Below are 16,442 nucleotides of genomic sequence, written 5' to 3'. Positions count from 1 at the left end.
TATGATCGCCGATACTTCAGACATGAAATCTCTCTCCGTTGACAGGGTCGACTATGTGATCGCCCTGCCAAATTGGAAAACCGATTACATCCAGGGTAAAATTGCCAGTTCCTGCGAGCCGTACGAACTAGCAATGCTGAGAAGCATGTCCGAACGACTTGAGCACGGCGACCTTGTTCTGGATGTTGGTGCGAATATCGGAAACCACACTCTGTATCTGGCTGCGGTTACGGGATGCAGGGTTCATTCATTTGAACCGAACGCTTTGCTTTGCCGGGCATTGCAACAAAGCATTGAAGCGAATGGGCTGTCAGCCTCCGTTTGGGTCCATAGCGTTGGGGTGGGCTCTGCTACGGGAAAGGCAAGATTTGCCCATGAAGATGAAACGAATCTGGGCGGCCAGTCACTGTCGCTTGACAGTAGTGACGGTGCCGCCATAGATGTGATCAGGCTGGATGACCTTGAATTTGATGAGCCGGTAACGGCTATCAAGGTCGATGTGGAGGGGATGGAGCTGGATGTCCTGGAAGGAGCAAAAGACCTGATCGCCCGGGATAGTCCATTACTCTACATTGAGTGCCAGAAACAATCAGACTTTTATTCGATTGCTCAATGGTTGGCGGCGCACGGGTATAGCTACCGGCAATCCTATAACGCGACGCCTACCCACCTTTTTATTCACCAAGCTCAGCTTGCTGGCCCGGATTTTCCAGAACAAACCCTTATAGAGTTGCGTGGAGACCTATACGACAGAGACAGCAGTATTCGCGAAACTAATGAGCGACTGAATTCAGTGAACCTGAAGTATAGGGAAGCCAACCAGCGCATAGGCAATCTAAAAGAAGAATTGGCCAGTGCGGTTGAGCGCGAGCGTGAATTGCGTGAGCAGGCCAACCAGCTGAGGAATCAACTGGCGGTGGCTCAGCAGTCGCCAACGTACGTGCTGAGAAAGCACCTTTCTCGACTAAAGCGTCGTGTTCGTACGCCGGGTGGTTTGCGGTATCTTGTTCTGTGCCTCGGCGTCCATTTGCTTCGCTCACCACTTTACCTCCGGGCCTTGTTAAAGCGAAGGCTGTTGCGTGCCCCGGGTTTGGTGGTTAACCAGTCAATTGTCCCCCCACGCAACCTTGACGAGCTGAACATTGAACCTCTGAAGAGTAAATCCGGCAAGGAGCTTAGGGTGGCCTGTGTCATGGATGACTTTACATGGTCATCCTATGCTCCCGAATGCCAGCTAACGCAACTGACCCCCATAAACTGGCAGGCGGAACTGGAAGAGTGCCAGCCTGAGTTGCTATTCATTGAATCCGCCTGGCGCGGCAAGGACCAGCTCTGGGGGAGCAAAGTGGGGCACACCAGCCAGGAACTTCAGGAAATCCTGCGATGGTGCCGAGAACGGCACATTCCGACCATGTTCTGGAACAAGGAAGACCCTGTTCACTTCGAGACATTTTTGAATACCGCTCGCCTTTTTGACTACGTATTTACAACGGATATTGACTGCGTACCCCGTTACAAAGCGGCCTTGGGCCACGGTGAAATTTATTTTCTGCCCTTTGCATGTCAGCCTCGCGAGCACAATCCGTTTGAAAAGTATGTGCGAAAGGATGCCTTTTGTTTCGCTGGCGCTTACTACGCTCGGTACCCGGAGCGCACGAGGGACCTAGAGGATTTTGTCCGTACCTTCCCGAAATACCGCCCCTTGGAGATCTATGACAGAAACCATGGCAAAGACGATCCCAACTATAAATTTCCAGAGGCATTTTGGCCACACATAGTGGGAACTTTGCCGTTTTCCGAAATTGATAAGGCGTATAAAGGGTATCGTTATGCCATTAACCTGAATTCCATAAAGCAGTCCCAGACGATGTTCGCGCGCAGGGTTTACGAACTGCTGGCTTCCAACACGTTGACGGTCAGCAACTATTCCCGGGGGCTGCGACTGATGTTTGGGGATCTCGTGCTCTCCAGCGACAACGGCAAGCAGTTGGTCAGCGAACTGGAATCACTGGAAGCAGACGGTAAAACCGACCGTGTCCGGCTTGCAGCCTTACGGAAAGTGTTGAGTGAGCATACCTACGAAGATCGATTGGCCTATGCCCTTTCCAGAATTACTCAGTTAGAACGCAAGACGCCGCTACCTACCTTCCGCATGGTCGGGTTGGCGAACTCAGAGCAGGATGTGAGCTGGCTGCTGGAGCAATGGAAGCGCCAGAAGGGCGTGGGTGTTAGCCTGACGATTGTTCATGCGCCAGGGTTAACGGACGAACAGCTGGCTCCGGTGAAGCAGGAGGAAGGCTCCCAGGTGACCTGGCTGGCATCCGACCAGTTGCAAGGTGCCATCTTGTCGGCATTGGCGAAGGATTGTGACTGGATTGCAGGGATCTCTACCCAGGATTATTACGGCCCCAACTACCTTTTGGATATCGCGCTGACAACGCGATACCGCGAAGTGCAGGTTCTTGGTAAGCGGGCCTCGTACACATGGAGCGATGATGCCTGCCACCTTGCTCATCAGGGCACCGAGTACAGACCAGCGGAGACGTTGCTTGCTCGTTGCTCTGCAATTCAGACTCCGGCCGCAAGCGAAATCGATGCGGCTGCATGGCTAAATGGGCTGGAACATTGGCAATATAAACTGAACGAGCAGTTTGCGATCGATCGCTTCAATTATTGTTCCAATGTGCCCAATGGGCCAATTGCTGACCGAATCGCCCAGCAGGTGGATGATTTTTGCCTGGACCATGGATTGGCACTTGAGGAACTGAACAAAGCCGCTGAGTCTTCTGAGCCGAAGAAGGATGTTGAGAACGGGAGTCATGCATTGTCCGGTGCATTATTGGGCCGCATGATTACCAGGAAGTCTTCATACGCGGATCACCTTGACCAACACACCGATTCCAAAACGTCCGCTGCCATTCAGGTTTCCAAAAATCCGGCTATCGAAGCCGAGATTGATGGCGTATGCCTGACACTATCCTCCAGAATGCCCGATGGGCAGCATGAATACCTCTACTGCCCGGAGAACATTCCCATAGAGAAACTGTCTACGGACATCGAGGGTATTCGGCAGCAAGGTCTTCCTATCCACCTGGAAATAGAGCCGGGGTTGAACCTGAGCCTGGTGGTATTATTTTTTGATTTTTCCGGTAAAAGAATTGAAAATGCTATTGAACCTGCCAATAGAAATGCAGTAATCAGTATCCCTGAAAATGCCACCTCTCTGAGACTTGGGTTGCGGGTGTATGCGGCGGGGTCCACTACGGTCCGGCGATTGGTTTTTGGGCATAAACACCTCGAGCCGGGGAGGATTTTTGGAAAATCAGACGTTCTCCTGCTTACCAACAATTATCCTAGCTACGAAGACCTGTACCGTAATGGGTTCGTTCACAGTCGTGTGAAAGGCTATAAGCAACATGGCGTGAATGTTGACGTCTTTCGTTTCCGCCCCCAAGAGCCAACCTATTGGCAGGAATTTCAAAATATTGATTCCATAACTGGATCTCAGGAAGCTCTCCACCGCTTACTGGGCAGTGGAAATTACCGGCACGTTCTTGTTCATTTTTTAGATGAACAGATGTGGGAAGTGCTTCAAGATTATATTGTTGACATCAAGGTCACTATATGGGTCCATGGGGCGGAGATACACCCGTGGTATAGAAGAAAGTACAATATAGAAACACCTGCGCAAGAGAAAAAAGCAAAGGAAGAAAGCGAAAGGCGTATCTCATTTTGGCGAAGAATTCTTAATCCAATGGATGAGAATTTGAAACTTGTATTTGTTTCTAATCATTTTTCTGAAGAGGTGATGGAAGATCTAGGGTTTCGCTTGCCAGAGCTCCAGTGCGAAGTTATAAATAATCCTATAAATACTGAGCTTTTCAATTATGTAGAAAAAGACGTAGAACAGCGGAAAAAGATTCTTTCCATTCGGCCTTTTGCATCTAGGCAATATGCCAATGACTTAACTGTGGCCATAATAGTTAAACTTAGCAAGTTGCCATATTTCAAAGAGTTGGAATTTAAAATTGTTGGAGATGGGCCGCTGTTTGATGAAGTTGTTGAGCCTTTAAAAAGATTTAACAATGTTGTGCTTGAGAAGCGGTTCGTTTCTCAGCAAGAAATTTCAAGTTTACATAAAGAGTATGGTATATTCATGTGTCCCACCCGCTGGGACAGCCAGGGGGTGTCGCGAGATGAGGCTATGTCATCTGGTCTGGTGCCAATAACAAGCTCTGTTGCTGCTGTTAAGGAGTTTGTTGATGACGACGTCGCTATATTAGACAATTCAGAGTCGATTGATAAGTTGGTGAATGGGATTGACAGGCTTTACCACAGCCCCAAAGATTTTTCTTCTATGTCATATAAAGCTCAGAAGTTAATTAGGGATAAGCGTAGCCTGAATAGTATAATTAAAAGAGAGTTGTCTGTATTCACTTTTGATGCTTGGATATAAATACTTATTTTTTATCTGTGCGATTTATTATGGCAGTTTTACTGGGAGAAGGGTATGCTTTATTTTCTTAAATCAAGTTTTTACAGAGTTAATAAATTAAAAAAACATTTGTTATTTTTAAGCATAAAAGAATATATTATAAAGATTTATGGATTAAAAAATCATGAATGCTCGGACGTTTCTAGTGATGCTATTCATTCCTTAATTGATGAAATTGAAATAAAGCCCATTGATTATGTTCCGGGGGGGCGATTAGATGGGGTTCCGTCTCATCTGAAAGAGGTTATTACTTTTCTCGAACTATCTGATGAGGATAAGGCATCTATATTATTAAATCAGCAATATGATAAGCATAAGATAAGTATGGTAAGGAGTTATTACCCGAACACGCCATATAATCTTTTGTTTGTGAATGGGAGGCTATATGCATTTGGTAGTTTTGTGTCCCCTATTGATGTTATAATTGATCTTGATACGTATTCTGTATTCAAGATAAACTCTTTGAGATTTGATGTTCTAAGTTCGTCTCGGTTACTTCTGCATAGGATGCTTAAAAGTCCGCCAGAATATTCTGAAAAAAACAATGTAGAAAAAAAGTTATTGGTTTGTATTAAGGATTCAAGACCTGCTCATGTGTTCTTTGATGAGCTGAGTGGTTATTATTCGCTAAGAATAAAGTTGGGGGAAAAGATTCAAGCTGGTTTTTCATCTGTAGCTAGCTATTTTGAACCGGACATGATTCCTGGAAGTATAGGTGTTCTTGATCTCAATAGAGAAGTTGATAGGCTGAACGGTGATTATGTTCTTATCAGGAATCATCACAGATTAATGCCCACTAGTGATCATGGTAGTTATCGACCTTGGTTGATCAACTGTGCTCGGAGAAACTATCTATCATCAGTATCACCTCTCAAAGGTAGGAAAGTTTTTTGGCTAGGTATTACTGGCGGAGAAAGAAGATCTTGGCTGGAAGAAAAGGAAGGGCTCTCTATTCTAGTGGATTTCATTTTAAAGAAATATAAAAATGCATATTTAGTATTTGATGGCTATACTGGGCAGTCATGTTTTGAAAGCGAAGATGCAATTGAGCACATACAAGCTCATCTAGAAATTCTTGATTATGTTGTAGATAAATGTAATTTGCATGAGTGTTGTTATACTTCGCTTATTAATTGTTCAGCCCTAAAGAAAATTGCATATGCAAGCATGTCAAGCTTTTATGTGACACTGGCAGGTACTCCATCTAATTGGATCTCCAATATAGCTAGGGTGCCTGGAGTTCTTCATGGTAATGAGCGCTCTTTAAAAGAAAACAAATTGAATTACTGGGAGGATAACTCATTACTTTTTCCTGTCAATTTGATAAACGAAGGGTTGTTAAATGTCAATAAAAGAGATTTGGCTAAGTATGGTAATAAAGCTATTGAAAAAAATAGTGGCTTTTATAACTATTCGATAAATCCTGATGATATGCTAGATATCGTTAGTGATATGATGACAAGGGTGATTAATGATTAACACTATTAACTCAAAATCTTCTGTACTTGTTACGGGCGGCACAGGCTCCTTCGGTCATACCTTCATTCCAATGCTGCTTGAACGCTATAACCCCAAGCGTGTAATCATTTTCTCCCGTGATGAGATGAAGCAATGGGAGATGGCTAAGAAATTTGAAGGCGATCCACGCGTGCGCTTCTTTATAGGTGATGTGCGTGACCGTGATCGGGTTTATCGAGCTCTGGATGGCGTAGACTACGTGGTACATGCAGCGGCCACTAAAATTGTGCCCACCGCGGAGTATAACCCCTTCGAGTGCGTCAAGACCAATGTGATTGGCGCCATGAACTTGATCGATGCCTGTATCGATAAGGGGGTGAAGAAGGTGGTGGCGCTTTCTACCGACAAGGCCAGCAGCCCGATCAATCTGTATGGCGCGACCAAGCTGACCTCCGACAAGCTGTTCGTGGCCGGTAACTCCTACGCTGGCGGCCACAATACCCGCTTCGCTGTGGTGCGTTACGGTAACGTCATGGGCTCGCGGGGTTCGGTGATTCCATTCTTCATGTCGATCAAGGACAAGGGCGTGCTGCCGATAACCGACGAGCGTATGACCCGCTTCATGATCTCGCTGGAGCAGGGCGTAGAACTGGTGTGGCACGCCTTCGAGGACATGGAAGGCGGCGAGATTTATGTCAAGAAGATCCCTTCCATGAAGGTCACCGAATTGGCACGGGTCGTCGCCCCGGCGGCGAAGCAGGAGGTAGTCGGCATTCGGCCTGGTGAGAAGCTGCACGAACAGATGATCGGCGCAGAGGATGCCTACTACACCTACGAGTATCTTGAGCACTTTAAGATCCTGCCGGCAATTAACAGCTGGGATCAAGACGCCAACCGCATCAAGGAGGGCAAGAAGGTGCCGGAGGGCTTCGTCTACGCCAGCGATAACAACGCTGAGTGGATGAGTGACGACGAGCTCAAGTCGTGGATCGATGCCAACTGGGAAAAGATTGGAGCCATTTGATGATTCCTTACGGTCGTCAGGATATCCAGCTGGCAGATATCGATGCAGTGCTGGAGGTGCTGCACTCGGACTTCCTCACCCAAGGGCCGATGGTGCCGCGCTTCGAGCAGGCCGTGGCCGACAAGGTTGGCGCCCGTCACGCACTGGCGGCCAACAGCGCCACCTCGGCGCTGCATATTGCCTGCCTGGCGCTGGGCCTGGGCGAGTGCGACTGGCTATGGACAACGCCCATCACCTTCGTCGCTTCGGCCAACTGCGGCCTCTATTGTGGCGCGAGCGTGGACTTCGTTGATATCGACCCGCGCACCTATAACCTCTGCCCCAAGGCACTTGAAGCCAAGCTGGAGCAGGCCGAGCAAGAAGGGCGGTTGCCCAAGGTGGTCGTGGCGGTCCACCTGTGCGGCCAGCCCTGCGACATGGCGGTGATTCATGCCCTGTCACAGCGGTATGGCTTTCGTATCATCGAAGATGCCTCTCATGCAATCGGTGGAAAGTACCGAGGCAATTACATCGGCAGTGGCCACTACAGCGATATCACCGTATTCAGCTTTCATCCGGTGAAGATCATCACCACCGCCGAGGGCGGCATGGTGTTGACCAATGACGGTGCCTTGGCCAGCCGCATGAACCTGCTGCGTAGCCACGGCGTCACCCGCGATCCAGAGTTGATGACCCATGAAGCCGACGGACCCTGGTACTATCAGCAGATCGAGCTCGGCTTCAACTACAGAATGACCGAGCTGCAAGCCGCACTGGGCGTCTCCCAGCTCGAGCGTTTGGACGACTATGTGTCCCGTCGGAACGCCTTGGCCGAGCGCTACGATGTCCTGCTTGCCGAGTTTCCTGTGACCACGCCTTGGCAGCATTCGAACAGCTATTCCGGGCGCCACCTCTATGTGATTCGTCTCACGCTTGATGCGATTTCCCTCAGTCATTGCCAAGTGTTTGAAGCCTTGCGCGCGTATGGCATCGGCGTCAACCTGCACTATATTCCCGTGCATACCCAGCCTTACTACAAGCAGTTAGGCTTCCAACCGGGGGACTTCCCTGAAGCTGAACGTTACTACGCCGAGGCCATCAGCTTGCCGCTCTATCCCACGATGAGCGAGGATCAACAGGACCAAGTGGTAGCCGCCCTGAAGGCGGCACTGGAGCTGTCATGAGTGCTACCATTGCTACTGGCTGCTTCGCCGTGATTCCTGCCCGTGGTGGCAGCAAGCGCATTCCGCGCAAGAATATCCGCGAGTTCGCCGGCAAACCAATTATTGCCTGGTCGATAGAGGCCGCGCTGGCCAGCGGTTGTTTCGACCGAGTGATTGTCTCCACCGACGACGACGAGATCGCCGCCGTAGCCGAGGCCCATGGCGCCGAGGCGCCGTTTCGCCGCCCGGCTGAGCTGGCCGATGATCACACTGGCACCATTCCCGTCATCGCTCAGGCCATTCGCTGGTTGCGTGAGCATGGTGCTACTCCGCAGGCGGTATGCTGCCTCTACGCCACGGCTCCCTTCGTGCAGCCCGAAGATATCAGAGTCGGCCTTTCGGCATTGCGAAGTAATGATATCTACTACGCCTTTTCGGTGACAAGCTACGGTTTCCCCATCCAACGGGCCCTACGCCTCACCGCCGAAGGGCGCGTGGCGATGTTCCAGCCTGAGCATTTCACCACCCGCTCCCAGGACTTGGAAGAAGCCTGGCATGACGCCGGCCAGTTCTACTGGGGCCTTGCCGAGGCGTGGTGTGCCGGCATCCCCATCTTTACCGAACGGGCCGTGCCGGTGATCTTGCCGCGCCATCGCGTTCAGGATATTGATACACTGGAAGACTGGCAGCGGGCCGAGTGGCTATTCAATGCCTGGCAAGCGGGGCGGCAAAGGGCACAGGCATGATCCAAGTGGCGCATGCAGACAAGGTCAGGATGGTCGTCTTTCGCACCGACGCCTCCCTGCAGATCGGAGCTGGCCACGTCATGCGCTGCCTGACCCTGGCCGAGGCGCTGAAGGAGCAAGGAGTCGAGTGTCACTTTCTGTGCCGTGAGCACTCAGGCCACCTGGTCGACATGATCGAAGAGCGCGGTTTTACAGCACACCGGCTGCCGGCGCTCGACCAGGATAGTACCGGGGCCGCGAACGGTGAGACTCTGCCTGTGCATGCTCACTGGCTTGGTGCCACTTGGCAGGACGATGTGGCAACCTGCTGGGCATTGCTGGACCAGCTGCAGCCGGACTGGCTGGTAGTGGACCACTATGCGCTGGATGCGAGATGGGAGGAGGCTGTGCTGACTCCGCGAACGCGTCTGCTGGTGATCGATGACCTGGCTGACCGGCCCCATCGCGCAGATCTGCTGCTTGATCAGAACCTGGGGCACAGTGACGAGGACTACGCTCACCTAGTGTCGGTAGAGTGCCGGATACTGGTCGGCCCTCGATTCGCCCTGCTGCGACCCGAGTTCGCCCAACGGCGTGAGTATAGCCTGACCCGTCGGCGTCATCATCCCCAGCTTAAACGCTTGCTGATCAGCCTGGGAGGCGTCGACAAAGACAATGCCACCGGCAAGGTGCTGGAAGCTCTGAGGGCTTGCGATCTTCCGGATGACTGCGAAATCACTGTTGTCATGGGAGCCACGGCTCCGTGGCTGGACGAAGTTAAAGCCAAGACCGCCGAACTGCCATGGCGAACCGATGTGGTGGTCAACGTTCCGGATATGGCCCGTCGTATGGCCGAGGCGGACCTCGCTATCGGGGCAGCCGGTAGCACCTCCTGGGAGCGCTGCTGTCTGGGCTTGCCCACGCTAATGCTGGTGCTGGCGGAAAACCAACGGACCATTGCCGAGAGCCTGCATGATACTCATGCTGCGTTATATCTAGGTGATATCAGTGCACATGCTTGGATAAGCCAGCTGAAAGAATGCGTGTCGGAAGTGTTGTTACACCCCTCGCGCCTGCAAGGGATGGCAAGCAGTGCGGCCGATGTGACTAGCGGGACAGGGGTGGTAATGCTGGTTGATGAGATGATGGAAGGGTAAAAGATGAGGATTACGCTCCTTTGCACAAGCTCTGATCATCCCGTGAATGCCTGGCTTTTGCGGTGGCGGGAAAAAAATCAAAAACAACACGATATTGTGCTTTGCCGGAATCGCCAGGAGTTGCCTGGTGGTGATGTGCTCTTTCTTGTTTCTTGCAACCAAGTTATAGACGCTAAGACGCGAGCGAAATACCGCCATACTCTGGTCCTACATGCCAGCGATTTGCCAAAAGGACGTGGTTGGAGCCCGCATATCTGGGCACTACTTGAGGGGGCGAAAAGCATCACAGTAAGCATGCTGGAAGCGGCAGATAGCGTTGATACAGGCGCCATCTGGTCGAAGCGTAGCTTTTCAGTGCCAGACCATGCGCTATATGATGAGATTCATGAGCGTTTATTTGAAACAGAACTGGCCCTGATGGATGAAGCGCTGATGCTGGTAGAAAGTGGTGCTGAGCCGGTGCCGCAGTCCACGGATGTCACGCCGACGTATTACCCGAAGCGCTCGCCCGTAGATAGTAAAATAGATCCTTCTCAAGCTTTGATCACATTGTTTAATACTATACGCGTTATGGACCCGCACCGCTATCCAGCCTACTTCAAGTTGCATGGCCATACCTATGCTATTGAAATCAAAAAGGTATCTTTCGATGAAGACGATTAGTATCGATGGCCGCACAATTGACGCAAGTCACGCGCCATATGTGATCGCAGAGCTTTCGGCAAACCACAATGGCAGCATCAACACAGCAATGCGGATCATCGAGGAAGCCAAGAAGGCGGGGGCAGATGCTATCAAGCTGCAGACTTACCGCCCAAGCACTATTACCCTCGATAGCGATCTTCCCGACTTCCAAATAACCGAAGGTTTGTGGAAAGGGCATACGCTTTATGAGCTCTATGAGTGGGCGCATACGCCTTGGGAGTGGCACCAGCCACTTTTCGAGTACGCCCGCAAGCTTGGTATCACGATCTTCAGCTCGCCGTTCGATACGACCGCGGTGGATCTTCTTGAAGGGCTCGGTGCCCCGGCTTACAAGATTGCCTCCTTCGAGGCGGTTGACCTACCGCTGATCGAATACGTGGCCAAGACCGGTAAACCGATGATCATCTCCACCGGCATGGCCAATGCCGAGGAGATTCGGGAAGCCATCGACGCCGCCCGCGGCGCAGGCTGCAAGGAGCTGGCGATTCTTCACTGCGTGAGTGGTTATCCGGCACCGGCAGAGGATTACAATCTGCGCACCATCAGTGACATGATCGAGCGCTTTGGACTGGTAACCGGCTTGTCCGATCACACCCTGGACAATACCACCGCCATTGCTAGTGTTGTGCTGGGTGCATCAATCATCGAAAAACACTTCACCCTTGATCGCAACGGCGGTGGCCCAGACGACAGCTTCTCTCTAGAACCCGTAGACCTCGCAGCTCTGTGCCGGGATAGCAAAACCGCATGGGAGGCGTTAGGAAATATAAACTATGGTATGAAATCCAGTGAGCAGGGAAATGTGAAATTTCGTCGGTCTCTTTATTTTGTAAAAGATATGAAGGCGGGCGACATAATAACTCCTGATAGTATAAGAAGTGTTAGGCCCGGGTATGGTTTGCCCCCGAAATATTTAGATTCGGTTGTAAATAAAACATTGGCCACAGACGTTTCTGCGTATACGCCAGTTAAATTGAGCCACTTTGACTGACTTTCTCTCCATGGAAATAGGATTTTAGATTGTGGTCCATAGAGATTGTAAATATTACTTAATTGGTGTTCTGAAGGAAGAACTTAATTCTCGGGAGGCTGAAATCGGCGCGATCCGTAACAGCCTGCGCTACCGAGTGGGCGGTTGGGTTCTGGAAGCTTGGCCACCCAGTCACCGGACATTGGTCATTATGGCTCGTATGTTGTTGATGTGCATCCGTTTGACGAGGCGCAACGGCAATGGCCGAGGGCCTGCCCCCGCTCCTAATGCCGCTGTTGGTCAGATGGGACGATTAGCGGATACCGTAATTTTCGGCACCCATGTGCCTGACCCTTGCAAGGGGGAACGCACGGTATGTACAGATGATCCCGCAGCTCTCATGGCGCTTCTCGATAGTGGTCGACCTGCCGGCACGCTTGTTCTCAGGTTCGTAGACCAAGCTGTAACCCGCCGTGTGCAGCGGCTTCGTTTAGATGGTTGGCGTATTATCTGGTGGCCAGAAGTAACCGGTAACAGCGATGAGTCACCCCAGGTTTGCTATCTCTCATCCCACGCCGACGAATGTCGAGTTGGTGTTCCATCATGAAGGTTCTTTATGCCTACCGCTACGGTATTATTGGGGGTGTATCCACCCAGTTGCTACTGAGGCAGCGCGCCCTGGAAACCACAGGGCATGAGGCTTGTCTTTTCTTTAGCCAAGACAACGGATTGGGACAGGTATTGAATAACCAGAGCCAGGTTATGTTTGGTTCTCAGCTGTCGTTTCAGAAACTTGTCCGTCGGGGTAGGTTTGATGCAGTCGTGGTTATCGATTCTCCCGAACTTCTGGCAGCGGCATCTGGTCCGCTGTTCCGCAAGAATCCCGTCTATCTGGATGTGCACACCACCACGGACGCCGGGCTGAGCTATCTGCTTGATCTAGATGCCAAATATTTGGCGGGCGTCATGGTGCCGACAAGTTACTCAGCCCGGCTCGTGCGTGAACGTTTGGGAGAACCAGCGGATATTCAGGTTGTGCCTAATATCCTCAATACAGAAGTTTTCCATCCTGATGTTGAAGGAAATCAATTGGGGGGGAGGCCAGCTGCACGTGAGTTTGTGTGGGTTGGGAAGCTGGATGACCACAAAAACTGGCGATTGGCGCTGGTCTATGCGGGTATGTTGAAGGATTTGTTAGGTAACATTCGGCTGCATGTCGTAGGTGGGTATACCGCTCCGCCAAAACGCGCCGAGGAGTTCTTTGATTTGGCATTCAGGCTGGGGGTCTCTGATTCCGTCAGCTGGCTGGATCGCGTTGAAAACACAACTTTAGCCGGCTTGTATAAGCGGTGTGCCGTGAGTGGTGGTGCCATGCTGGTAACGTCGCGGGACGAATCGTTTGGAATGGCCGCGGCGGAAAGCCTGCTATGTGGTTGTCCGTTGATCGCTAATGATCTGCCCGTATTTCGGGAAGTGTTCCCTCCTTCACCACTGGTTCATCTGATCGATATATGGGATCCCGAACAGGTTGCATGCGCCGCGCATGAGGTAGGAGTGCTATCCGGGCGGGAAGACTTGGTTGGACAGGTATACAAGCGGCTTGGTGACCGCTATGGTTCTGACGCGTTTGTTGAATCGTTTTTGAGCATGCTTGGAGAGCACCAATCGGAATGAAAAACCGGGAAGAACTTCAACAGGAATTGAGCGAGTTGGAGGAGCAGCATCGCCAGATTCTGAACAGTAGCAGTTACCGGCTGGGCAGGATGCTGGTTTCCGCGTGCCGCTCTCCAAGGCTCCTGTTCCGGCTACCCATTGATCTCATGCGCTTAGGTCGTGACGTCCGGAAGCAGAAGCGCCCTCCGGGACCTGGAAGCACTCAATACGAGACGGTTTCCAAACAATGGCGGCAGCTTTCCAATCGGTTGCGATCGGATCGCAATCCAGATCCGTTGGTGTTTCTGTTTTCCGGGACAACCTATATCCAGGGGACGCGTGGCAACCGTCCGATCCGACAAACGCAGGCCCTGTTGCGTCAAGGTGCGTCGGTCATCTTCAGCTATCATCGCTCCCGTTATACCGAAGCGCTGCCGAACTACTCCGTGGAGGGGTTGGTTCAGTCCCCAGTGGATATTACACTGCAATTGCTCGATAATATTGCATCCGAAGACTTGGGCGATATTGGGAAGCTCTATATTGTCTCTTACCCCTATCCTGGGATTGAGGACAGTATTGCGAAGTTTCGTCAAAATGGCTGGACGATACTTTACGATTGCCGGGACGACTGGGAAGAGTTTAGCAAGGTCGGAATGGCTCGTTGGTTTAATTCGGAAGTTGAGCGAAAATTGGTGAGGAATACCGACGTAACGGTTTGCGTTTCCCGCCCTTTGGTTGAAAAAATGTCCAACTTGGCTCCTGGTAGTCGAGTGGAGCTGATGCCGAATGCGGTAGAGACGGATTTCCTGCCCATGGACTATCAGCACAGGCCGGTACGCGACCCAAAAATCGTGGGTTATTTTGGCCACTTGGCTGGCGCCTGGTTTGATTGGGAGGCGTTTAGTGAAATAGCGCGGCGTTGTTCCACCTACCGATTTGAGATCATTGGTCACTCTGCCCCCCATGACTTGGCGCTGCCGGACAATGTAAAACTGCTCGGTCCCAAACCTTGGCATCAGTTGTACCAGTATGCCAGCCGTTGGAGTTCGGCTATTATCCCCTTCAAGATGGGCCCTTTGGCGGATGGTGTGGATCCGATCAAGATATACGAGTACCTGGCGTTTGGGCTTCCAGTTGTATCATTTATAATGCCACAGATTGATAGTTATCCGTATACGACAACGGTGAAAACGGTTGATGAGTTCTGTGCAGCGTTAAGAAAAGCAAGTGAGCAAGTGCCTGACAAGAGCCGCATGGATGAATTCCTTTCCCGAAATACCTGGGAAGTCAGAGCCGACCAACTAATCGAGTTAATAGAGGGCAAGCCATAATGCTGTCCACGGTTATTTCCAGCTTGCGTTGGAACGGTTCGTTAGGCGCCAAGTTCTTTCGCGTGGTGCCTCTACCTACCTTGTTGATCGTGCTGTTGACTCTGGTATCGCAGATTGCCACGCTTCTGGCTTCGTTTCTTCCATTGAAGGTGGTCATTCTCCTGGGCTCCGAGAGCGTACCACGGTACTTTCCTGCATCTTTCGCCAAGTTGGATCATGATGTATTGGTCGTGCTGCTGAGCCTATCCACCGTTGGCTTTTTCTTGCTTTACCTTGCAGTTGAACGCCTGATTGCCTGGACAACTGGAAAATCGGCCCAGCGACTACTTGCCAAGAGTCACAAGATGGTGCTGTTCGAGAACCAGGATGAATTGGCGGCCAGCTCATACCATCGCTATTCGCGTGCCTTGGCAAGTGGCGTGTTCATCGCTTTGGCCATGCTGGGCCTTGCCTGGTTCTATCCCTACATGGCACTGGTGATGGCTGGTTACGCAGCTATTGTCCTATTGGTGCTTGGGGGGATACATGCCATCAGCCCTGCCTTCCGTGAGCGGCTGGAGTTGCGGTTGGTGCCCACACTGAACCTGGTTGGTGGGGTCGGCTTCTTTGTGGCGTTCGGCTACCTCGTGGCGGACTTTATCTTCTGGAATCCGCCAGGTGTCATCATTGCCATCGTTTCTCTGCTATTGAGCAGGCAGCTGATGAATCGTGCCACGGGGATGATTGGGGACCTTTCTTCGCTGCGACGTCAGCGGGCCAAGCTTGATGCGCTTTTTTTTCATGGCAAGGTGTTGCTTCCTCAGAACGCTAGGCCAGAAAAGACCTTATGGCCTCTTTTACAGCCTCATGCACGACTTGAATGGGTGAGGCTAGTGTTGGACGAGTTAGTCGCAACTGCAAGTGAGCCACCAGTATGTTATTGGCGCCAGTCTGGCGTACCCAATGTAGCTGGGCTGGATGTTCAGTACGGAGGAAAGCGGTACCTTGTTAAGCTGTTTGATGCGAACCGTAGCTCCCTTGCGTTGCATGAAGCTACATTGATGGGGGAGTCGTTGAAAGACTTGCCAGCACCCGCTTGGGTGGGGACAACACAAGTCCAGAAGTTTCACTGCCTGGTTTATGAACTGCCGGAGGGAGGAGCGCCAGAACCTCGAGAGGTGAAATCTCTTGTTGAGAAGATGCGTACAGAGATGATGGCCATCAGCCCTTCACCGGGTATCCTGCATCGCTATCAGCGCTCCCGCCCTATGCTATGGCAGCGGCTTGATGCCAGTGTTCTGGAAAGGCTGAGTATTGCCGTCAGCAGCAGTAAACAGCAGCGCGACTTGGAGTCGCTGCTTGATCACCTGCCTAGGCTTTATTCAGTTCTCCAGTCCCTGCCTGTCGTACTGTTCAATCCTGAACTCAACCAAGACACTATCTGGGTACCTGCTCGTGGGACTCGCCCCTTGATGCTTAGCTGGGGACGGTGGTCATTGGAGCCCTTGGGCGCTGGTTGGCCGGAGCGCCCTGAACTTTTAGAGTGTCTTCCCGAAGCACTGCTAGATGCCGCCAATTTACGCTCAAGTCTAGCGAAGGTGGCTCCTGCGCATGCTCAGCTGGCATCGTTAACTTTTGCCTTGGAGCGTGAATGTAACAAGCAACGCTATGTGCAAGCGCTTGAGCTGCTGCCGCCCATCTTGGAGCGGCTAGAGACGATAAACGAACCAGAGCACAGGCAGGGAGCCATGTATGGAGGGTGGGTTTAAGATGACAGGCGTGGCTGCTCGGCAACGTGTCAGT

At 51.6% G+C, this 16,442-nt stretch carries 11 protein-coding genes; all 11 read left to right on the top strand.

All coding sequences use genetic code 11. From position 1 onward, the window contains the following. The first annotated feature begins 1 nt into the window (after position 1). The 11 genes from OCT48_RS10245 (at position 2) to OCT48_RS10195 (ending at position 16,408) form a co-directional block, all read left to right on the top strand. Positions 2–4,456 carry an FkbM family methyltransferase gene (locus OCT48_RS10245; protein WP_263589075.1) on the top strand — a complete coding sequence of 1,485 codons (4,455 nt, stop codon included), beginning with the start codon at positions 2–4 and terminating at the stop codon, positions 4,454–4,456. Between the two features lie 54 nt (positions 4,457–4,510). Then, positions 4,511–5,974 (top strand): hypothetical protein, encoded by a 1,464-nt coding sequence (locus OCT48_RS10240; RefSeq protein ID WP_263589074.1) that lies wholly within the window; start codon positions 4,511–4,513, stop codon positions 5,972–5,974. After that, entirely contained in the window at positions 5,967–6,977 is a 1,011-nt protein-coding gene (pseB, locus tag OCT48_RS10235) for a UDP-N-acetylglucosamine 4,6-dehydratase (inverting) (RefSeq protein WP_263589073.1), read from the top strand. Before OCT48_RS10240 ends, pseB begins: the two co-directional genes overlap by 8 nt. Continuing rightward, a complete protein-coding gene (pseC, locus tag OCT48_RS10230) occupies positions 6,977–8,140 on the top strand; it encodes a UDP-4-amino-4,6-dideoxy-N-acetyl-beta-L-altrosamine transaminase (RefSeq protein WP_263589072.1) in 1,164 nt (387 codons plus the stop codon). The genes pseB and pseC overlap by 1 nt, the downstream gene beginning before the upstream one ends. After that, positions 8,137–8,865: a pseudaminic acid cytidylyltransferase gene (gene pseF / locus OCT48_RS10225; RefSeq protein ID WP_263589071.1), complete on the top strand. Its 729-nt coding sequence runs from the start codon at positions 8,137–8,139 to the stop codon at positions 8,863–8,865. The genes pseC and pseF overlap by 4 nt, the downstream gene beginning before the upstream one ends. Further along, on the top strand, positions 8,862–10,001 hold the full coding sequence (gene pseG, locus OCT48_RS10220) for a UDP-2,4-diacetamido-2,4,6-trideoxy-beta-L-altropyranose hydrolase (protein ID WP_263589070.1): 1,140 nt from the start codon (positions 8,862–8,864) through the stop codon (positions 9,999–10,001). Before pseF ends, pseG begins: the two co-directional genes overlap by 4 nt. 3 nt (positions 10,002–10,004) lie before the next feature. After that, on the top strand, positions 10,005–10,664 hold the full coding sequence (locus OCT48_RS10215; RefSeq protein WP_263589069.1) for a formyltransferase family protein: 660 nt from the start codon (positions 10,005–10,007) through the stop codon (positions 10,662–10,664). Then, a complete protein-coding gene (gene pseI, locus OCT48_RS10210; protein ID WP_263589068.1) occupies positions 10,651–11,697 on the top strand; it encodes a pseudaminic acid synthase in 1,047 nt (348 codons plus the stop codon). The genes OCT48_RS10215 and pseI overlap by 14 nt, the downstream gene beginning before the upstream one ends. Positions 11,698–12,279: 582 nt before the next feature. Further along, positions 12,280–13,350, top strand: coding sequence for a glycosyltransferase family 4 protein (locus OCT48_RS10205; protein ID WP_263589067.1), 1,071 nt, complete (start codon positions 12,280–12,282; stop codon positions 13,348–13,350). Then, on the top strand, positions 13,347–14,660 hold the full coding sequence (locus tag OCT48_RS10200) for a glycosyltransferase (RefSeq protein WP_263589066.1): 1,314 nt from the start codon (positions 13,347–13,349) through the stop codon (positions 14,658–14,660). The genes OCT48_RS10205 and OCT48_RS10200 overlap by 4 nt, the downstream gene beginning before the upstream one ends. Further along, the gene (locus OCT48_RS10195; protein WP_263589065.1) at positions 14,660–16,408 is read left to right on the top strand and encodes a hypothetical protein; all 1,749 of its coding nucleotides are present in this window, start codon (positions 14,660–14,662) and stop codon (positions 16,406–16,408) included. Before OCT48_RS10200 ends, OCT48_RS10195 begins: the two co-directional genes overlap by 1 nt. Positions 16,409–16,442: the final 34 nt, after the last annotated feature.

Source organism: Halomonas sp. M4R1S46, assembly GCF_025725685.1.
GTDB lineage: Bacteria > Pseudomonadota > Gammaproteobacteria > Pseudomonadales > Halomonadaceae > Halomonas.
This window is presented reverse-complemented; position numbering and strand designations above follow the sequence as displayed.